Origin of the sequence: Carnobacterium sp., assembly GCF_040274945.1 — a bacterium.
Taxonomy (GTDB): domain Bacteria; phylum Bacillota; class Bacilli; order Lactobacillales; family Carnobacteriaceae; genus Carnobacterium_B.
Genome location: NZ_JBEMAR010000004.1, coordinates 62,884 through 84,023 on the forward strand (window position 1 = coordinate 62,884; position 21,140 = coordinate 84,023).

Here is a 21,140-nt window from a genome sequence, read left to right on the forward strand (position 1 = left end):
AAGTGAGTATACCTTTAAGTATCAGTAAAAGTGGCATGAATGCGATCCAAAATCAAATGGATGCTGTATCGAATGATATTGCCAATATTAATACAACCGGATATAAATCTAAAAATATCAGTTTTAATGAGTTGCTGCTGAATGATATGAATGGTGAAGCAGATTTTCTATCAGATACGGTTCAAGATGCTGGGATCAATAGAGGTTCAAAAAGTGGTGTAACGTCTACGAATTTTGCGCAAGGATCACTAGTTTCTGATCCAAATGATTATCATTTAGCGATTGCTGGAGAAGGTTTCTTTGGAGTTGTTGGAGAAAATGGAGAACGTTATTTGACACGTGATGGAGCATTCCATGTAAATGAAGACAAATCGATCACAAATGATAACGGGGATACGTTAGAAATTCAAACGCTTATCCCAACCAATCAATGGCCTGAGGGTGATGTTTCTATTGCTGAAAATGGAGACGTAACGATTCATTCAGAGAATGGAAGTACATTAGTAGGAACAATTCCTTTATTTTATCCAACTCAAACAAATGAACTGGAACCTATTGGAGAGAACAAATATAGTTACAATGGTGCTTTTGGAACAGGTGAAGGTTCCATTCAACAAAATTATTTAGAAGCATCAAACGTTGACTTAGCCTCTTCTATTACTGAAATGATGTTGGCACAGCGTTCATATTCCTTAAATCTTAAAGTCGCTCAGGGAACAGATGAAATGTCTTCTGTGATCAACCAATTTAAACAATAGAATTTGGTGGACCAACAGATTGAGATGATAACTTTGGCACATGCACTATCGGATTTGGTTTGACGCATAGGATGATGACGTCAGGGAAGAATTTGAGGTAAATCAGGTGATAAAATATGATTAGAATGAAAAATGTTGTAAAAAATTATTCCAAAGGTGTAAAAGCTCTTAGAGGAGTTAACCTTACTATTGAAGATGGAGAATTTGTTTACTTGGTAGGAGCAAGCGGCTCTGGAAAATCAACATTGGCAAAATTATTGTATAGAGAAGAAAAAGCGACTAAAGGGCAAATTGAAGTCTGTGGACAATTATTATCTAAAATCAAAGAAAAAGATATTGCTAAACTTAGACGACAGATTGGTGTTGTTTTTCAAGATTTTAAATTATTATTGGATCGCACCGTTTTTGAAAATATCGCCTATGCATTGGAAGTCATTGGAACTGAACCAGATGCGATTGAACCGTTAGTGATGCAAGCACTGCGTTATGTTGAATTAGAAGATAAGGCGAATGATAAACCAACAGAACTCTCTGGTGGAGAACAACAACGAGTATCAATTGCACGTGCAATTGTCAATTCGCCCAAATTAATTATTGCAGATGAACCCACAGGTAATCTAGACCCTAAAACAGCTTTAGAGATCATGCGCTTATTTTACCGCATCAATCAAAAAGGTACTACAATAGTAATGGTTACGCATAATCGGGGAATAGTAGATAAATTCCGTAATCGCGTAATAGAGATTGAACAAGGAAAAATTGTTTGGGATGAAAAGAAAGATGATGATGTGATTCAATACGATATCTCACTTGGAGAATATGTGGCTATTTAAATGAACAAGTTAGTTTAATAAGAGATAGGTTCGGTCAAAAAAGATGCTAAAGGCATCTTTTTTTTTTTTGAAAATTAATTGAAAAGAAACTTTATTATTTATTAAGTATTCTGAAAAAATACCGATATAGTAAAAGATAAAGGAATACGCAAAAAGAATTTTTCAACTATAGGGGAAACTTTAACAATGAGAGGATGTAAGGTCAGGTGCAAAATAGTATAAAAGAGAAAATGAGTAAAATGAAAAAAATAGAATTTAAAAGTCTCGATTTGAGTAAACTCAAGAAAATGATCAATTTTAAAAGCTTGAAAGCTAAAATTTTGGTGCCATTTATGGTGGTTATAGGTTTGGTAATTATTATGGCTACAATAACGACTGTCAATATTATAAATACGAATAGCAATACAGAAGAAATGGTGGATGAAGAACTAGCCTTATTGATTGCTGATGACCAATTGAGTTTAAGCATCTCACAGAGAATAGCAGCAGCACGAGGATACATATTGTTTGGCGATGCCATGTATAAAAACTTATTTGATCAATATACGGAAAAAAGTAAAGAGTATCAAGAACAACTTTTAACTCTATCAGGATCAGAAGAAGTACAAAATGTTATCAATAAAACAAGCGATTGGGAAGAACAAGTAATAACGGATGTTTTTGGAAGATATGATAAGGGAGATGTTACTGGAGCTACTAGTTATCTTCATTCTTCAGTAGAACCGTATTCTAATGCTCTAATACAAGATTATGAAAAATTAACAACTTCACGAGTAGCATCTATCACTAATAAAGCAGACTCTGTAATTGATTTAGGAAAACAGTCCTTAATTTTAACGGTTATCATTAGTTTGCTAGTCATCTTATTCGGAATTTCAATAGCTTTATTAACGTCTAATTCTATTACTAAACCAATAAAAAAAGTGATGGAACGTATGAATATTATTGCTTATGGTGACCTCACTTCTGAACCTTTAGAAGTAACATCAGAAGATGAAACTGGTCAATTGGCTATAGCGATCAATCAAATGCAAGTTATGGAAAAAGAAGTGATGGAAGGCATGAAAATGGCTTCTGAAATGTTAACGAATCACAGCAATGACCTTACACAGTCTGCCAATGAAGTGAAATCAGGTTCTGAGCAAGTAGCCACGACTATGCAAGAATTAGCAACTGGATCAGAAGCACAAGCAACAACGGCAAGCAACTTGGCTGTTGTGATGGATAACTTTACTAAAAAAGTGCAAACGACCAATAAGAGCGGTGAGAAAATCAAAGATTCTTCTATTGGCGTTTTATATATGACTAATGAAGGCAAACAGTACATGGAAGATACGAGTCGCCAAATGGCTAAGATCGATGAAATCGTTTTGGACGCGGTATTTAAAATGGCCACTTTAGATAATCAAACAAAAGAAATCAATAATTTAGTTGTTATCATACAAAAAATTGCTGATCAAACCAATTTGTTAGCTTTAAATGCAGCTATTGAAGCAGCACGTGCTGGCGAACATGGAAGAGGATTTGCAGTTGTGGCAGATGAAGTACGAAAATTAGCTGAACAAGTAGCCGTTTCAATCGCAGATATCACTGGATTTGTCGGAAAAATACAAAATGAGTCTAAGAGAGTAATCGATTCTTTACAAACAGGCTATACCGAGGTTGAAGAAGGAACTAGTCAAATTAAAAAGACTGGAGAAACCTTTAATAAAATCAATAATTCTGTTACTAAAATGGTAGAAGGCATTAAAGATATTTCTACTAACTTAGAAAGTATTCAAGCAAACAGTGAACTTATGAATAGTTCAATCGAAGAGATCGCATCTGTCTCAGAAGAGTCTGCTGCTGGAATCGAAGAAACTTCAGCTGCTTCACAAGAAATCACGAGTTCTATGGAAGAAGTTGCTGGGAATTCAGAACAATTGGCTGACTTGGCAAAAGGTTTAGCTGATATGGTGGATGAATTTAAACTCTAAACTAGTGAGAAAATTTTAACGATAATGGATAATAAATAGAGAGGCTGGGAAATTTTCCCAGTCTCGTTGTATGAATCGGCAAAGAGTCGTTTGAAGGAACAGTAATTATAAGGTTGCCTGTTAATAAGGGCATAGCATTAAAGGTACAAGAAGAATTCTTTAAGAATAAAAAAGGGAGTTAGTGATTAATAGTTCCGCATAAGGCAGCAGCTTTAGATCAGCTAACAAATAAGAGGGAGCAAAAAAAATGAAAAACAGGTTTAAGTTTAAAAGTATTCGAGCGAAAATTTTAGCAGGTTTTGCAGTTACAATCGTATTAATGCTTGTATTGAGCTTTTACACAATCAACTCAATAAACAAAACAAATGATTCAGTAAAACAGATATTGGAACAAGAGATGGCGCTGTTAATTGTTGACGAAAAATTATCAACGAATATGAATAAACGAACTAGTTTGATGAGAGGGTTCATGTTATATGAGGATGAATCATATAGACAAGAATTTGAAGATGAAACAGACATAAGTATTGCGCTAGAAAATCAAGCATTAGAATTAAGTGATTCTGAAAAATTAGATGAGTTAATCAGTAAAAAAATCGAGTGGGGCATGCTGACTGATGAAGCTCTTGCAGCCTATGACAATGGGGATATGGAAAGTGTCCGTGAAATTATGGTAGGACAAGCACAACCAATTGAGAAAGAGCTAGTTGCAGGATTTTCTGAATTAGCTGAAGAACGCGAAAAAGAAATTAACACTATTGGTCAAGAAGCTATTGGAAATGGGGAACGTGTAGCAATAATTGGTATTATTATAATGATACTTGTTGCTGTTTTATCAGTAGTTGTAGCTTACTTGACATCTAACAACATTGTAAAACCGCTTAATGTAGTGATGCAAAGAATGCAGAGCATATCTGCAGGAGATCTTAGTTCAGAACCCTTAGAAATAACTGAAAAAGACGAAACAGGTAAATTAAGTATCTCTATGAATAAAATGCAAAAAACGGTCAAAAGCGTTATGAAGGGTATTGCAAAAGCTTCAGAAGATTTAAGCAGTCATAGTGAAGAACTGAATCAATCAGCAAGTGAAGTGAAATCAGGTTCTGAGCAAGTAGCCATAACAATGCAAGAGTTGGCAACAGGTTCGGAAACACAAGCAACGACTGCCAGTAATTTAGCCGTTGTCATGGAAAACTTCACGAAAAAAGTTCAAAGTACCAATAAGAATGGTGAAAAGATTAAAGATTCATCAATGGGTGTTTTATCTATGACAACTGAAGGAAAGCAATATATGGAAGATACTAGCCGTCAAATGGCTAAAATCGATGAAATCGTTCAAGATGCAGTAGCTAAAATGGCTACTTTAGATAATCAAACTCAAGAGATTAATAATTTAGTCGTGATCATCCAAAAAATTGCCGATCAAACTAATTTACTAGCTTTGAATGCAGCTATTGAGGCAGCAAGAGCTGGTGAACATGGTAGAGGATTTGCTGTTGTTGCAGATGAAGTCCGTAAATTAGCTGAACAAGTAGCAGTTTCCATCGCAGATATTACTGGATTTGTTGAAAAGATACAAACGGAGTCGAAACGAGTAAGTGATTCGTTGCAAACGGGTTATGTTGAAGTAGAAGAAGGAACAAGTCAAATTGCTAAGACTGGCCAAACGTTTAACCAAATCAATGCTTCTGTTACTACTATGGTAGATGGAATCAAAGGGATTTCCGAAAACTTAGAAAGCATCAAAGTTAACAGCGAGATCATGAATAGCTCTATTGAAGAAATTGCATCCGTTTCAGAAGAATCGGCTGCGGGAGTTGAGCAGACATCTGCAGCTTCACAACAAATTACTAGCTCTATGGAGGAAGTTGCAGGAAGTTCAGAACAGCTTGCCAACCTAGCTGAAAACCTAACTGAAATGGTTAGTCACTTTAAACTGTAAAAATTAAGTCAAAATAAGACCTAACTTCATACAAATTTTTGATCTCACTTTTCCATGGAAGAGTGAGATCTTTTTAGTGCTTCACTTCGCCATGAAACTAACTTTCATGGATAAGTGAAGCTCATTTTAGGCGTCACTTATCCATAAAGAGTCGTTTCATAGACAAGTAGAGCTACTTTTAGGTTCCACTCATCCATGAAATGCCCTTTCAAGGATGAGTGGAGCTTCAGGTAAGCGCAAAAAATAAACGGTATAAAAAAACATTCTTATTCTGATGAAGAGACCATCAAAATAGGAATGTTTTTTTATAGAGTAGAAAGAAGTTCTTTGAATCGCTGTCTAAATTCTCTGCGGTTCTCATCTGTAAATGGTTTTGGACCCTTTGTTCGTTTGCCGCTTTTTCGAACCATAGCACTCAAATAACGGGATTGCAGCAATTGATCGATATTTTCTGAGGTGTACGTATATCCTGTATGGTGAAGAACAGTACACCCTTTTCCTAATCCTAACGAAGCTAGACCGTAATCTTGTGTGATAAGGATATCGCCTTTTTCGATTAATTTTATGATCCGATAATCTGCAGCTTCAGCTCCCGTATCAACATAAACGGTATTTACTCCCGCAGGCTGCTCTTTGGTCGAGAAGTGCGAGATACTGGTTACAAGTGTGACAGGAATGTTCTTTGCTAAAGCTTCTTCAATAATAATATTTTTTACTGGACAGGCATCTGCATCGATATAAATCTGCAAGATTTCACCGACTTTCTACTTATTTTTATTCTCTTAGTATATCAGTTTCTAGCGTATATGTTTAGGATTACTTTAGAATACTGTATGATGGAGGCAAAGAAGAAATGGAGCTGAATAATATGACCAATAACCTTTATACATTTGAGCTTTCAACAGAAGAAAAACAATCGTTTATAAACATTGATGAGTATTTGCAACAAGCTTTATCTAGAAGTGGGATAAAGAATGGACTAATGTTAGTATTTTGCCCCCATACTACAGCAGCGATCACCATTAATGAAAATGCAGATCCAGATGTCAAAACGGATCTGAGTTTAGGATTAAACCAGACGTTTCCCAATAAAGAAGAGTATATACATATGGAAGGAAACTCAGATGGGCATATGAAATCTTCCGTTCTAGGGGCAAGTGAAACCTTAATAATCTCTAAGGGATGTTTGATTTTAGGGACATGGCAAAGTCTTTATTTTTGTGAATTTGACGGGCCGAGAGAACGAAATTTTATGGTGAAAATCATTGAAGGATAGAAAGCTAAAAACTATTGTAATTTAAAATTAAATAGTGTACAATTTAATTGTGCACAACTTATTTAGGAGGAACAAGTATGGAAGGAAACAACTTTTTGCTAGAAGAACAGTTATGTTTTTCTACTTATTCTTTATCGAAACAGTTTACGAAACTTTATCGTCCGGTATTAGAACCCTTTTCTCTTACGTATACTCAATATGTCACATTGCTTGTACTATGGGAAGAATCTGGGCTGAGTGTTCAATCATTAGGAACTAGACTTGGACTGGATAGTGGAACTTTAACACCGATGCTGAAGCGAATGGAAGCAAATGGATTTATTACTCGAAATCGTCATCCGGAAGATGAAAGAAGAGTAATCATTGCGACTACTTCAAAAGCTGATGATTTAAAGGATGAGTTGCTTGAGAAGGTTTCTGCCTGCCTAGACCTGTTAAATTTGGATGAAAAAGAATATTTTGACATTTTAGGAAAAATAAATGAACTAACAAAAATTTTAGGAGGAATTAATCATGACTGAATCAAAATTAATGTACCAAACAACTGCAATCAATACTGGTGGACGTAACGGTGAAAGTCGTTTACCTGATGGTTCTTTTTCTGTGAAAGTATCTACTCCAAAACAAATGGGGGGACCTGGTCAAGGAACCAACCCAGAACAATTATTTGCATTAGGTTACAGTGCATGCTTCAATTCAGCACTAGAAATTATGATTCAACAAGCTAAAATTCAAGCTAAATCAGAAGTAACTGCAGAAGTTTCTTTAAATTCAGACCCTACAGATAATGGTTTCAAACTATCTGTTGTACTTACTGTTGCTATTGAAGGACAAGATCTTGAAACAACCCAAGAATTAGCAGAAAAAGCACATGCATTCTGTCCATATTCTAAAGCTGTTCAAAACAATATTAATGTTGATATAAAAGCGATAGAATACAAATAAAATTGTAACAAATTAAAAACTAATCTGAAAAAGTGAGGTGTAAAAACCCCTTTTGTTCAGGTTAGTTTTTTTTATGTAAATTTTTTTAAAATAAAGGAGCTAATTTTTTTCTAAATCATCAGTAGATTGCTCAAGAATAATATCAGACAAACAAGTACACAATAGTTGAGCTTCTTGTTCTGTATTTAAAATGATCAAACAAGTATCGAAACTAGCAATTGTACCAGCAATGGCCGGTATCTTTAATTCATCAATCAGAGAAGCAATAATTCTTGGATGAGTAGGACGAACAAAAAGGACAACAAAAAAATTGATACACTTTATGCTTATTGCGTAGTTATGTAACGCTTTTTCTAGTCTATAATATAGACTTTTTTCGAGAAAAGCGTCGTGGAAAAATGTATATTTTGTTGTTCGGTCTAATTGTGTTACTTTGATTAAATTTAATTCTTTTATATCTCTAGAAAGAGTTGCTTGAGTAGTTTGGATATTTTCTTTTTTCAGGTGATCCATTAATTCTTGCTGTGTAGCAATATTATTATTGAGAATAAGTTTTTTTATCGTAAATAATCGATCTTTTTTCTTCATATTTCCCCTCCTTTCTAAAAAAATCAGTTAATAAAAAATGTATAAAGAACATTCATATACAGTATAAAGATTCGTTACATAGTGAATATTCTATAAAAAGAATATATATGAAAAAGAAGAAAAATAATGTGATGAAATCGACATTTCAAGTGTGAACTTTAAACTTTCATAAAAAAAAGGTAAACGGTATTATAGGTGTGTAATCAATAAGAAGCATCAAGAAGGGAAGGTTAAATACAATGACAACACCCATTCATGTCATGTCGGAAATTGGAAAATTAAAGACGGTATTATTGAAAAGACCAGGAAAAGAAGTAGAAAATTTGACCCCTGAAATTATGGAGCGCTTGTTATTTGACGATATTCCTCATTTACCAGTTATTCAAAAAGAGCACGATGCCTTTGCTCAAGCATTGATCGATCGCGGTGTTGAAGTATTGTATTTGGAAAAACTAGCCGCAGAAGCAATCGATGCTGGTAAGATGAAAGAAAAATTTCTTGATCGAATTTTAGATGAATCAAATATTGAAACGGATGGTGTTAGAGAAGGACTAAAGAAGTATCTGCTCAGTTTTGATACACAAGAAATGGTTGATGCCATCATGGCAGGTATCCGGAAGAAAGATGTCAGTATTGAAAGCCATCATTTAGCAGATGTATCAAGTGAAGAAGTTTACCCATTCTTTATGGATCCAATGCCAAATCTTTATTTTACTCGAGACCCAGCTGCTGCAATTGGAAAAGGACTAACCATTAATCATATGGCTTTTGAAGCTCGTAATAGAGAGCCGCTGTTTATTGAAGCAATCATGAAGTACCACCCAAGATTTGCTGATCAAGATGTCGAAGTATGGCGAGATCGTAATCATACGTCTCGAATTGAAGGCGGAGATGAACTGGTCTTAAACGATAAAGTACTAGCAATTGGTATCTCCCAACGGACTTCAGCTAAAGCTATTGAACAATTAGCAATCGAATTGTTTGAACGCAACTCTAATTTTGAAAAAGTATTGGCAATAAAAATTCCCAATGTTCGTGCGATGATGCATTTGGATACAGTGTTTACAATGGTTGATTATGATAAATTTACTATCCATCCTGGCATCCAAAAAAATAATGGTGAAGTAGACACCTTTATTTTAGAAAAAGGTGACAAACCTGGAACAGTGAAGATGACCCAGCGTTCAGACTTACAAGAAATTTTACGTGAAGCACTTGATGTGCCAAAATTGACATTGATTCCATGTGGTGGCGGAGATGCGATTGCTGCTCCTCGTGAACAATGGAATGATGGTTCCAATACATTAGCTATCGCTCCTGGAGTAGTGGTCACATATGATCGTAACTATGTTTCGAATGCATTGTTAAGAAGTCACGGAGTTGAAGTGATTGAGATTGCCTCAAGTGAATTGTCTAGAGGTCGTGGTGGTCCACGATGCATGAGTATGCCTTTGATTCGGGAAGATTTACCAAAACAATAAGAACTGTTTTAAAAATCAGATTTAAGTATATGGAGGAATAAGTAATGACAAAACAAATATTTCAAGGACGTAGTTTGTTAGCTGAAAAAGATTTTACAAAAAATGAATTGATGTATTTGATTGACTTATCCGCACACTTAAAAGAGTTAAAGAAGAAAGGAATCCCACATCATTATTTAGAAGGAAAAAATATCGCTTTGTTGTTTGAAAAGGCTTCTACACGTACACGGGCTGCTTTTACGACGGCTGCGATCGATTTAGGCGCACATCCTGAGTACCTTGGGAAAAATGATATCCAATTAGGTAAGAAAGAATCGGTTGAAGATACAGCACGAGTACTCGGGAGTATGTTTGATGGAATTGAATTTCGTGGATTCAAACAAAGTACTGTAGAGCAATTAGCAGAATTTTCAGGTGTTCCCGTATGGAATGGGTTGACGGATGAATGGCATCCAACGCAAATGATCGCAGACTTTTTGACGGTTAAAGAAAACTTCGGACAGCTTGAAGGACTTACGTTAGCTTATGTTGGAGATGGCCGTAACAATGTAGCAAACAGTTTGCTAGTCACAGGTGCAATTTTAGGAGTAAACATTCGAATCGTCTCACCTGAATCTTTATTCCCAGAAAAAGAATTAGTCGATATGGCTCAAACGTTTGCTGACCAATCTGGTAGTAAACTAATGATTACAAAAGATGTTGCAGAAGGCGCTAAAGGGGCAGATGTTTTATATACCGATGTTTGGGTATCTATGGGAGAAGAAGAAAAGTTTGCAGAACGGATCGAGTTATTGACTCCTTATCAGTTAAATATGGATATGGTTCGTGCAACTGGCAAAGATGACATGATTATTCTTCACTGTCTACCAGCCTTCCATGATACCAATACCGACTATGGAAGAGACGTAAAAGCAAAACATCATATCGATGCGATGGAAATTACTGACGAAGCATTCAGAAGCAAACATGCACGTCAATTTGAGCAAGCTGAAAACCGGATGCACTCTATCAAAGCTATTATGGCTGCAACGTTAGGGAACTTATTCATTCCTAAAGTCTAGGTTACAAAATAAATTATATGAACCCACAAGTATGAGAAGTGATTGTTCTCATACTTGTATTTATACGAGTAAACGAATACCACACTTTAGTTTAGGCTACACAGTAAAGTCATTAAAACTGAGGAGGAAAAATCGTGGAAGATAAAAAAGTAGGCTTGGTTCCTTTAATTGCTCTAGTTGTAGGCTCAATTATTGGGGGCGGAATTTTCAATTTAATGTCCGATATGGCTGTAGAAGCTTCTGTAGGTCCGGTAATCATTGGTTGGATTATAGCCGGTGTAGGAATGGGATTCTTGGCATTTTGCTTTCAAAATTTATCTGCTAAGCGTCCTGACTTGGATGCTGGGATTTATAGTTACGCTAAAGAAGGATTCGGAAAATATATGGGATTCAACTCAGCATGGGGGTATTGGTTGTCAGCATTTTTAGGAAATGTTGCTTACGGAACATTACTATTCAGCTCAATCGGGTATTTTTTTCCTATTTTTGGAGACGGTCAGAACTTAGCTTCTGTTATCGGGGCATCTGTTATGCTTTGGTTGGTTCACGCACTTATATTAAAAGGAGTCGAAACAGCTTCCTTTATCAATGCAATCGTCACAGCAGCAAAATTGATTCCGTTAGCCATCTTTTTTGTGGCCATGTTTGTAGCCTTTAAATTAGATGTTTTTACAGCTGACTTTTGGGGAACGATCTCCGGAAATTTTTCATTTAAAGAAGTGATGGACCAAGTTCAAGGTACGATGTTAGTTACGGTATGGGTATTTATTGGTATTGAGGGAGCAGTGGTCTTCTCCGGTCGAGCTAAGCATAAATCTGATGTTGGTAAAGCAACGATTATCGGTTTAGTAACCGTGATTGCCATTTATCTACTAACTACGATTTTATCAATGGCTGTTTTAACTAGACCTGAATTAGCTGACTTGCCTCAACCTGCAATGGCTTATTTGTTAGAAAGTGTTGTTGGTAAGTGGGGTGCAGTGTTGATCAATATTGGTGTGATCATATCTGTATCGGGCGCTTGGCTTGCTTGGACTATGTTTGCGGCTGAATTGCCTTTTCAAGCAGCAAAACAAGGTGCTTTCCCTAAATTTTTTATTAAAGAAAATAAAAATGGGGCACCAGTTAATTCATTATTATTTACAAATGTACTGATCCAATTGTTCTTATTCACTTTTTTAATCAATTCAAGTGCTTATAATTTCGCTTTTTCATTGGCTTCATCAGCTATTTTAATTCCTTATGCATTTACAGCCTTTTATCAATTAAAACTGTCATTAATGGAAACAAGTGATACAAAACGTCGGAACCAAAATATTTTTATTGGAATAGTAGCGAGTATTTATGCTATTTGGTTGATTTATGCCGGTGGAGTGGATTACTTACTGCTAACCATGTTGTTGTACGCACCAGGGATTATTATTTATGCTTGGGTACAAAAAGAAAATAATGAAAAAATATTTTCTAAGAGTGAATGGATTGCAGCAGCCGTCATTGTGTTTCTGTTTATACTAGCGATTATACAGATTGTAAATGGGTCAATTGACATCAGTAATATGTAGAGGAATGTGATAATGATGACAAAAAGAAAAATCGTTGTAGCTTTAGGTGGAAATGCAATATTGTCAAATGATGCAAGTGCGCAAGCACAACAACAAGCACTTGCAGAAACAGCAGAGTATTTGGTGAAATTTATTGAGAATGGTGATGACTTGGTTATTTCACATGGTAACGGACCACAGGTAGGAAATTTATTATTACAACAGATTGCAGGAAATACACCTAATAATCCTGCTATGCCATTAGATACCTGCGTAGCTATGACACAAGGCAGTATTGGGTACTGGATGCAAAATGCGCTTGGGCGAGCCTTAGAGAAAAGAAATATAAATAAGCAAGTGGTCTCATTGATCACTCAAGTGGTTGTTGATGAGGCAGACCCTGCCTTTGAGCAGCCAAGTAAACCCGTTGGGCCATTCCTGTCAAAAGAAGAAGCTGAAGCAGAAATGGAAAGATCTCAAGCCGTTTTTAAAGAAGACTCTGGAAGAGGTTGGCGCAAAGTCGTTCCTTCACCAAAACCCATCAGTATTAAAGAGTATAGTGTGATCAATCAATTAGTAGAAAATGGAGTCATTCCAATAACGGTAGGTGGAGGCGGTATTCCAGTCGTAAAAAGAGATAATGAACTAAGAGGTATTGAAGCTGTAATCGATAAGGATTTTGCCTCTCAAAAACTAGCAGAGTTGATACAAGCGGACTTACTAGTGGTGTTGACAGGCGTCAATAATATCTATATCAATTACAATCAACCCAATCAAAAACAACTTAATGAAGTAACGGTTACCGAAATGAAAAGCTATATTGCTGAGCATCAATTTGCTGCAGGAAGTATGTTGCCTAAAGTAGAAGCTGCAATTGCGTTTGTAGAAAATTCAAAAAATGGAAAAGCAATTGTTACATCTTTAAAAAATATCGAATATGTTTTAACAGAAGGGGCGGGAACAATTATTACAAAATGATGTAAGCGCTATTAAGAGAAACACATAATAAAGCAAAAAAGCCTTTATTCAGAAGGCTTTTTTTGCTTTTGTGTTATACTTATATTGTGAATAAGTTATCTATCGGCAAGTGTTTAAGGATGAACAGCATGAATAGGAGTGTTTTGATGACAACCATTCAAAAAAAGGTAATCAACTTATATGAACTACGGTACAAGCCTGTCTTTTCAGAATTTACTGATTCCGAATTTAATCTTCTGCGAAAGAATATGTATCTGCGTAAGTATAAAAAAGGACAAATTCTCTTTGACGAAGGAGACATTCGTGAAAAAATATTTTATTTAGTCGACGGATTGGTTAGACTTGAAAAATATGACGAAAGTGCTTTTTACACGTACACTGACTATGTGAAAAAAGAAACATTGTTCCCGTATGGTGGAATGTTTTCCGATAAGGTTTATCATTACTCTGCGTATGCTTTAACAGATATAGAGTTGTATTATATTCCAACAACTCTTTTTGAAAGTCTGATAGAAAAAAATCCTAAACAAATGATTTTCTTCTATCATAAACTATCTAAAATTCTTAAAAGTCATGAAGAAAGATTACAGTATTTGGTCGTATCAAATGCCACAAATCGGATCATTAAAGCATTAAATTATTTAATGAAAGAGTTGGGAGACTACTCCAATCCAACAATGGTCAACATACCTTATCCAATTACGATTAATGAAATAGCGAATATGAGTGGATGCTCAAGAGAAACGGTAGGAAACACGATTAAAAAACTAAAAGAAAGGGAAAAGTTAGAATATGAACACAAGCTTTTTGTATTTAAAGACTTGATTTATTTTAACTCTTATACAGAATAAATTAGGAATCTACTAGCGTTGACTTAAACCGTAAATAGCTAGTAGGTATAAAGCTCTTAAAGCAGGAAACTACTTTGGAGCTTTTTTATTAAGGTTAATTTTATCACCTGTAAAGAGTCATTCCTCGTCTAGTACTCTTGAAAATTCTGTGGTAATATGATGATTAAGAAAACCTTTTCTAAAGTTATTATGGAGATTCATTAGGAGGAAAAAGTATGATGTATGGTGCAATTGAAGCAGGCGGAACAAAGTTTGTCTGTGCAGTGAGCGATAAGCAATTAGAGATAAAAGAACGTGTAAGTATTCCTACTACTACACCAGAAGAAACCCTGAAACAAGTTTTTGACTTTTTTGATCAGTATATATTAGCTTCTATTGGAATTGGATCTTTTGGACCAATTGATGTTAATGAAAAATCAGCTACATATGGATATGTAACATCGACTCCAAAAACAGCATGGAAGAATTTTGACTTCTTAGGAGCAGTTAAACAGAGATACGGTATTCCAGTTGCTTGGACGACAGATGTAAATGCAGCCGCTTACGGAGAACTTAAAAAAGGAAGCGCTCAAGGAACGGAAAGCTGCCTTTACCTAACTGTTGGTACCGGAATCGGCGGTGGAGCTGTAGTTGATGGGAAAGTACTAAGCGGTTTTGGGCATCCTGAAATGGGACATCTTTTAGTTAGCATGCACCCTGATGATGATTTTGAAGGCGTTTGTCCTTATCATGGAAATTGTTTAGAAGGTGTTGCTGCAGGCCCAGCTATTGAAAAACGCTATGGAAAAAAAGGGTATGAGTTAGCAGAAGATAAAAAAGTCTGGGAGATAGAAGCGTTTTATTTGGCGCAAGCTCTAGTGAATTATACATTGATTCTTAGCCCTGAAAAAATCATTTTGGGCGGAGGGGTTATGAAACAAACTCAATTGCTCTCTATGATCAAAGAACAATTTACTCAATTGATGGCTGGTTATGTTGCGACTCCTTCTTTAGATGAGTACATTGTCACTCCAGAACTTGAAGACAATGCAGGAATAACGGGTTGCTTGTTGATGGCTATTGAAGCAAATTTATGAGTAAAGATCAAAGAAACGTAGGGTGATAAGATGGTAACCATAAAAGATATCGCTCATAAAGCTGGGGTAGCTAAAAGTACGGTTTCCAGGTATTTGAATGGCGGATCCGTTAGTAAAAAAACGAAAACCAAGTTAGATCAAATTGTTAGTGAAACCGGCTATACACCGAATACTTTTGCGCAAAGTTTAAAAGCGAAAAAAACAAAGATGATAGGTACCATCATTCCTCGACTAGATTCCTTCGCAACAAATACGATATTAGCGAGTATCGATGAAGAATTAAGAAATAAAAACTATCAATTAATTATTACAAATACAAATCAAAATGTTGAACATGAAGTTGAAAATATTTATACTTTAGCTAAACAAAAAGTAGATGGAATCATTTTATTGGCGACGGTTGTGACTCAAGCGCATAGAAAAGCAATTGCAGACGTCAATATTCCGGTTTTGCTACTGGGACAGTCTGCAGATGGATTAAATACGATCGTTCATCAAGAGTATGAAGCTGGGTTTAAAATGGGAAGTTATGCAACTAATTTAGGTCACAAAACCTTTTTGTATTTTACCGTTCTTGAAGAAGATGAGGCAGTAGGACAGTTGAGATCGAAAGGCGTTTTAGATGCGTTGAAAAGCTCTCCAGAGACGACTGTTGAAGTTGTTGAAACAAGTTTTTCCTTTTCAAAAGCTTATGAAAAAGCGATGAGTGCATTGACAGAAACATCGGCGACGTATATTCTGTGTGCAACTGATAATATCGCGTTAGCCGTTATGAAAGCTGCGCACACATTAGGATTAACAATTCCAGAAGACTTCTCATTGTCTGGATTTGGTGGCTATGAAGTTACATCAATCGTTACACCAACTATTACAACTGTAAAATACCCATATGAAGAATTAGGTTCAGTTTCGGTAGCGAACCTTATTGGATTAATTGAAGGTGAGGATAGCATACGTAATTTAGAATTGCCTAATGTTTTGGTAAAGAGAGAATCAACTACTTCTTATAAAAAAAGTTCGATATAATTTTGAAATTATATCGAACTTTTTTTGATTTTTATATCGGTAAGATACATTTTATTTAACCGATATGGTAGTCAAAGTATTCTTATGCGCTATAAGGTGAATTTCATTAAGCTCATACGGTAGTCATAGGATTTTTATATACATTAAGCTAGACAGAACAAATGAAATCGGTTAAACTAAAAATAGAAACCGGTTCCAAAAATGAAAAGGAGGAAAAGTCATGTCGAATAATAAAAAAATAGCAAAAGAAGTTATTGCAGCAGTTGGTGGAAAAGAAAATATTCGTTCTGTAGCTCATTGTGCAACTAGATTAAGGATTATGGTAAACGATGAAAATAGAATAGATAAGAACAAAGTAGAAGGCATTGAAAAAGTAAAAGGAGCATTTTACAATTCTGGACAATTTCAAATCATTTTTGGAACCGGTACCGTTAATAAAATATATGAAGAAGTTGTTGGTTTAGGTGTCAATGAAGGATCAACTGGTGAAATGAAACAGGAAGCAAAAAAACAAGGTAATGCCTTCCAACGTGTCATTCGTACATTTGGTGATGTGTTTGTTCCTATTATTCCCGTATTAGTTGCTACAGGGTTATTTATGGGATTACGTGGATTATTAACACAAGAACAAGTTTTAGCTGTCTTTGGAATGGTACCAACTGATATTAGCCCTAATTTCTTATTATATACTCAAGTGTTAACGGATACAGCTTTTGCTTTTTTACCAGCTTTAGTTGCTTGGTCTTCATTTAAAGTTTTTGGCGGATCACCCATCATTGGAATTGTCTTAGGATTAATGTTGGTTAATCCAGCTCTTCCAAATGCCTATGAAGTAGCGGGTGGGACAGCAGATCCAATCACCATGTTTGGTTTCATTCCAGTTGTTGGCTATCAAGGAACCGTACTACCAGCCTTTATTGCTGGTTTTGTAGGAGCAAAAGTAGAAAGATGGATCCGCAAACGGGTACCAGAAACGCTTGATATTCTCTTAACACCATTCACAACATTATTGATCATGAGTATTTTGTCATTATTTATTATCGGACCAATTTTTCACTCTTTAGAAGAGGTTGTATTAAATGCAACTATTTGGGTATTAGGATTGCCATTTGGGTTAGCTGGGTTAGTTATAGGAGCGGTAAATCAACTGATCGTTGTGACAGGGATTCATCATCTCTTCAATTTCTTGGAGATTCAATTGCTAGCCAATACTGGTGTGAACCCATATAACGGAATTATTACAGCCAGTGTTGCAGCACAAGGCGGAGCTTCATTAGCTGTAGCTATGAAAACAAAATCTAAAAAATTAAAAGCATTAGCCTATCCGTCTACCTTATCTGCTTTTTTAGGTATTACTGAACCGGCAGTGTTTGGAGTGAATTTGCGATACGTTAAACCGTTTGTCTTTGCATTAGTTGGTGGAGGAATCGGTGGTTTCTTCGGTGATCTAGTTGGATTGGAAGCAACTGGTATGTCTGTAACGGTTATTCCAGGAACATTACTTTATTTGAATGACCAAATCCTTCTCTATGTTTTGACGAATGTTATCGCGATTGCAGTAGCATTTACACTAACTTATTTATTTGGTTACAGTGATAAAATGAGAGAAGAAATAGAAGGTTGAAAGGATGTATAGCTTTATGGAACAAATCGATAAAATCCATGACTATGAGTTAGGCTATCATATTACGCCACCTAAAGGACTTCTAAATGATCCAAACGGACTCGTTTACTATAAAGGTGTTTATCATGTCTTCTATCAATGGAATCAAACGGATACAACACATCAGTCAAAAAGTTGGGGGCATATGACAACGAAAGATTTTATTCGTTGGGAAACTCATCAGCCAGCATTGGAACCTATTGATTGGTATGATAAAGACGGATGTTACTCTGGAAGTGCCATCGCCTTTGAAGGGAAATTGTATTTATTCTACACTGGAAATGTTAGAGATGCGAATGGGGAACGCAAAAGTTATCAATGCTTAGCTGTGTCAGAAGATGGTATCCATTTTGAGAAAAAAGGCCCGGTTTTAGAGCACCCAATAAAAGGTTACACTGCACATGTTAGAGATCCAAAAGTTTGGCAAGGAAAAGACGGCAATTGGTGGATGATCTTAGGAGCACAAAAAGAAGAAACCTTAACGGGTGATGCATTAATGTATCAGTCTACTAATTTAATTGACTGGTCCTTAACTGGATCGTTGATGGATGAACCTCTCTCGTTAGGGTATATGTGGGAATGTCCGGATGTCTTGAGATTTGATGACAAAGATGTATTTGCATTTTCTCCCCAAGGCTTAACAGCAGAGGGGGAAAAATACAATAATATCTATCAATCTGGTTATTTTACAGGTGAATTGTGTTATAATGGTAAATTTATAAAGGATGAGCAACCGTTTAAGGAACTAGATCATGGCTTTGAATTTTATGCGCCACAAACCTTTAATGATGACGCTGGACGTACGATTTTATACGGTTGGGTCGGAGTGATGGAGCCTGAAGTAGAAGCAGCTGTACCTACTAGAAAGAATGGCTGGTTGCATGCATTATCGATCCCACGAGAGGTAAAGTATAAGAGTGGGGAACTTATCCAATACCCTATTGCTGAAACAACTCATTTAAGAGAAATAAATCCTGTAACTATCAAAAGTATGCAAGATGAAAGGTTTACGTTAACGTCACTCCAACAAGACATTCTTATTGAATGGTATTCAGCAGCAACAGATTTTGTCATTCATTTAAGAAATGAAATTGAAATCAATTATCAAGCAGTAAACAAAAAATTAACGGTAGTACGAACCAATTGGCTGACAAATAATAAAGAAAAACGAACAACTTTTTTAAAGCAGGATTTGATGGAATTACGGTTATTGATTGAAAGTTCAATGATAGAGATGTTTTTAAATAAAGGTGAAGAAGTATTCACGTTAAGATATTTTACAGATGAAACGAATCATGTGTTTAGTTTTAAGTACCTAAATGCAAAAATAGAAAAGACGATTACTGAGTACGCTCTTCGTTCATTTATAGTAGAGAATAGAAGTTGAATACAAAAAAATCACTCAAAGGAAACTTCTTTGAGTGGTTTTTTGTAGAATAAAGTGATTTATTATTTATTTAACACGAATTCAGTTACAATAATAAGAGGATAAGTTAAAGGGGGAAATCAAATGGCACTATACAAACGTCTGCCTAAACATATTGGCATTATACCAGATGGCAATAGACGATGGGCTCAAGAAAATGGGTTTAAAAAACAAGAAGGCTATAAATTTGGTATAGAACCTGGATTGGAATTGTATCATCTTTGTTTAGAATTAGGCATCGAAGAAATGACTTTTTATGGTTTTACTGTAGACAATACCAAACGACCAGCTGAACAAACTAAAGCTTTCCAAAAGGCTTGCGTAGATGCGGTCAACAAACTGAAAGACAGAGATGCAGATTTATTGGTTGTTGGAAATACTAATTCCCCACTATTTCCAAAAGAGTTGCTCCCTTATACTAAACGGACTAAATTCGGAAAAGGATTAATGAAAATCAACTTTTTAGTGAATTACGGTTGGAATTGGGATTTAAACTATGGCATAAAACAAAGCGATTTTGATCCTAAGCAAGATTTCACAAAAAATATTGCATCTTCAGATATCTCAAGAATGGATCTTATTATACGATGGGGCGGCAGAAGAAGGTTAAGCGGCTTCTTACCGATCCAATCGATCTACTCTGATTTTTATGTAGCTGAAGAAATGTGGCCGGATTACAATCTCGATCAAGTACATGCAGCATTGCAATGGTATCAAGACCAAGATATTACATTAGGTGGATAAAAAGTTGAAAGTAAATTAAAATAAGATAGCCCTTATCAATTGGGTTATCTTATTTTTTGAGAATAAATTAAATTAAGGAGTAATAATTTCATGTATCTTGCAGATTACCATCACCACACGGATAACTCATTTGATTCTCAAGCATTAATGAATGAAGTGTGTGAACAAGCTATAAAAATGGGATTGGATGAAATTTGTTTTACTGAGCATTTTTCTGTAAATCCAAAAGCCCCAACGTATGGTCATATGAATTTTAACCGCTATTTTTCTCAAATAACAGAGTGTCGTGAATCATTCGGGAACGAATTAGTGATTAAGGCTGGAATCGAATTATGCGAACCGCATTTGATGAAAGAAGAATACACAGAAGCGCTAGTTTACTTGGAACTCGATTTTATTATGGGTTCAGTTCATAATATCAAAGAAGAAAAATTACGCACATTCATGGTAAATAAAACAAAGGAAGAAATCTATCAACAATATTTCGAAGAAGTTTATACAATGGTTGCTGAAGCTGATATTGATGTGATTGCACATTTAGACTTAATTAAGCGTTATGCAGTAGAGTCAGTAGGTAATTATGATTTCATAACCTACAAACCTATTATAGAAAAAATAGTACGCAAAGCAATTGAACGTGGTATTGGGATTGAAATCAACACATCTGGATTAGCAAAAAAAGCATTAAATGAAACCTTACCTTCAATAGAAGTTTTACGGTTGTATCATTCAGTAGGAGGCACAATTTTAACAATAGGCTCTGATTCACATTTCTCAGAAACAGTAGGGTCAAATCAAGAAATAGCTATTGAGATGGCAAAAGAAGTTGGATTTGATGGGATAACTGTATTTAAAAAAAGAATTCCGAGTAAAATTTATTTCTAGTAGGTATAAAAAGAGAAAATACCCTTAATGGGTATTTTCTCTTTTTATTTTTAAAATATAGCGCTAACATCTTGTAATATTCCGTTTTTA

At 35.4% G+C, this 21,140-nt stretch carries 19 protein-coding genes and 1 pseudogene; 18 read left to right on the forward strand and 2 right to left on the reverse strand.

Translation table 11 applies throughout. The annotated features are described in order from the left end of the window. Window positions 1-2 precede the first annotated feature (2 nt). From ABS916_RS05490 to ABS916_RS05505, 4 genes are all read left to right on the forward strand, one after another. The gene (locus tag ABS916_RS05490; RefSeq protein WP_350450931.1) at window positions 3-758 is read left to right on the forward strand and encodes a flagellar hook-basal body protein; all 756 of its coding nucleotides are present in this window, start codon (window positions 3-5) and stop codon (window positions 756-758) included. Window positions 759-874: 116 nt separating this feature from the next. Further along, the gene (gene ftsE, locus ABS916_RS05495; RefSeq protein ID WP_350450932.1) at window positions 875-1,591 is read left to right on the forward strand and encodes a cell division ATP-binding protein FtsE; all 717 of its coding nucleotides are present in this window, start codon (window positions 875-877) and stop codon (window positions 1,589-1,591) included. Between the two features lie 347 nt (window positions 1,592-1,938). After that, window positions 1,939-3,567: a methyl-accepting chemotaxis protein gene (locus ABS916_RS05500; RefSeq protein WP_350450933.1), complete on the forward strand. Its 1,629-nt coding sequence runs from the start codon at window positions 1,939-1,941 to the stop codon at window positions 3,565-3,567. A gap of 247 nt (window positions 3,568-3,814) precedes the next feature. Continuing rightward, a complete protein-coding gene (locus tag ABS916_RS05505; RefSeq protein WP_350450934.1) occupies window positions 3,815-5,509 on the forward strand; it encodes a methyl-accepting chemotaxis protein in 1,695 nt (564 codons plus the stop codon). Window positions 5,510-5,814: 305 nt separating this feature from the next. Here the strand turns inward: ABS916_RS05505 and ABS916_RS05510 are convergent, their stop codons facing one another. Beyond that, window positions 5,815-6,258, reverse strand: a complete 444-nt coding sequence (locus ABS916_RS05510; RefSeq protein WP_350450935.1) for a YaiI/YqxD family protein — start codon at window positions 6,256-6,258, stop codon at window positions 5,815-5,817. A 104-nt stretch (window positions 6,259-6,362) separates the two neighbouring features. Between ABS916_RS05510 and ABS916_RS05515 the strand changes: the two genes are divergently transcribed. From ABS916_RS05515 to ABS916_RS05525, 3 genes are all read left to right on the forward strand, one after another. Continuing rightward, window positions 6,363-6,785, forward strand: a complete 423-nt coding sequence (locus tag ABS916_RS05515; protein WP_350450936.1) for a secondary thiamine-phosphate synthase enzyme YjbQ — start codon at window positions 6,363-6,365, stop codon at window positions 6,783-6,785. Window positions 6,786-6,862: 77 nt separating this feature from the next. Beyond that, the gene (locus tag ABS916_RS05520; protein ID WP_350450937.1) at window positions 6,863-7,306 is read left to right on the forward strand and encodes a MarR family winged helix-turn-helix transcriptional regulator; all 444 of its coding nucleotides are present in this window, start codon (window positions 6,863-6,865) and stop codon (window positions 7,304-7,306) included. Next, window positions 7,299-7,730: an organic hydroperoxide resistance protein gene (locus ABS916_RS05525; RefSeq protein WP_350450938.1), complete on the forward strand. Its 432-nt coding sequence runs from the start codon at window positions 7,299-7,301 to the stop codon at window positions 7,728-7,730. Before ABS916_RS05520 ends, ABS916_RS05525 begins: the two co-directional genes overlap by 8 nt. A 99-nt stretch (window positions 7,731-7,829) precedes the next feature. Here the strand turns inward: ABS916_RS05525 and ABS916_RS05530 are convergent, their stop codons facing one another. Next, window positions 7,830-8,318, reverse strand: a complete 489-nt coding sequence (locus tag ABS916_RS05530) for an arginine repressor (RefSeq protein WP_350450939.1) — start codon at window positions 8,316-8,318, stop codon at window positions 7,830-7,832. A 239-nt stretch (window positions 8,319-8,557) separates the two neighbouring features. Between ABS916_RS05530 and arcA the strand changes: the two genes are divergently transcribed. The 11 genes and pseudogenes from arcA (at window position 8,558) to ABS916_RS05585 (ending at window position 21,050) form a co-directional block, all read left to right on the forward strand. After that, window positions 8,558-9,799 (forward strand): arginine deiminase, encoded by a 1,242-nt coding sequence (gene arcA / locus ABS916_RS05535; protein ID WP_350450940.1) that lies wholly within the window; start codon window positions 8,558-8,560, stop codon window positions 9,797-9,799. A gap of 44 nt (window positions 9,800-9,843) precedes the next feature. After that, the gene (gene argF / locus ABS916_RS05540) at window positions 9,844-10,860 is read left to right on the forward strand and encodes an ornithine carbamoyltransferase (protein ID WP_350450941.1); all 1,017 of its coding nucleotides are present in this window, start codon (window positions 9,844-9,846) and stop codon (window positions 10,858-10,860) included. 134 nt (window positions 10,861-10,994) lie between these two features. Next, window positions 10,995-12,422, forward strand: a complete 1,428-nt coding sequence (gene arcD, locus ABS916_RS05545) for an arginine-ornithine antiporter (protein WP_502880584.1) — start codon at window positions 10,995-10,997, stop codon at window positions 12,420-12,422. 15 nt (window positions 12,423-12,437) lie between these two features. Further along, window positions 12,438-13,379 (forward strand): carbamate kinase, encoded by a 942-nt coding sequence (gene arcC / locus ABS916_RS05550; protein WP_350451071.1) that lies wholly within the window; start codon window positions 12,438-12,440, stop codon window positions 13,377-13,379. A gap of 146 nt (window positions 13,380-13,525) precedes the next feature. Continuing rightward, window positions 13,526-14,230 carry a Crp/Fnr family transcriptional regulator gene (locus ABS916_RS05555; protein WP_350450942.1) on the forward strand — a complete coding sequence of 235 codons (705 nt, stop codon included), beginning with the start codon at window positions 13,526-13,528 and terminating at the stop codon, window positions 14,228-14,230. Between the two features lie 215 nt (window positions 14,231-14,445). Beyond that, a complete protein-coding gene (locus tag ABS916_RS05560) occupies window positions 14,446-15,306 on the forward strand; it encodes an ROK family protein (RefSeq protein WP_350450943.1) in 861 nt (286 codons plus the stop codon). A gap of 30 nt (window positions 15,307-15,336) precedes the next feature. After that, window positions 15,337-16,332: a LacI family DNA-binding transcriptional regulator gene (locus ABS916_RS05565; protein ID WP_350450944.1), complete on the forward strand. Its 996-nt coding sequence runs from the start codon at window positions 15,337-15,339 to the stop codon at window positions 16,330-16,332. Between the two features lie 220 nt (window positions 16,333-16,552). Continuing rightward, a pseudogene (locus ABS916_RS05570) lies at window positions 16,553-17,932 on the forward strand (sucrose-specific PTS transporter subunit IIBC); the annotation flags it as partial. Between the two features lie 40 nt (window positions 17,933-17,972). Beyond that, window positions 17,973-19,382: a glycoside hydrolase family 32 protein gene (locus ABS916_RS05575; protein WP_350450945.1), complete on the forward strand. Its 1,410-nt coding sequence runs from the start codon at window positions 17,973-17,975 to the stop codon at window positions 19,380-19,382. A 123-nt stretch (window positions 19,383-19,505) separates the two neighbouring features. Then, complete coding sequence (locus ABS916_RS05580; protein ID WP_350450946.1) at window positions 19,506-20,165, forward strand: undecaprenyl diphosphate synthase family protein; 660 nt, start codon at window positions 19,506-19,508, stop codon at window positions 20,163-20,165. 90 nt (window positions 20,166-20,255) lie between these two features. Then, a complete protein-coding gene (locus ABS916_RS05585) occupies window positions 20,256-21,050 on the forward strand; it encodes a histidinol-phosphatase HisJ family protein (RefSeq protein WP_350450947.1) in 795 nt (264 codons plus the stop codon). Window positions 21,051-21,140 lie beyond the last annotated feature (90 nt).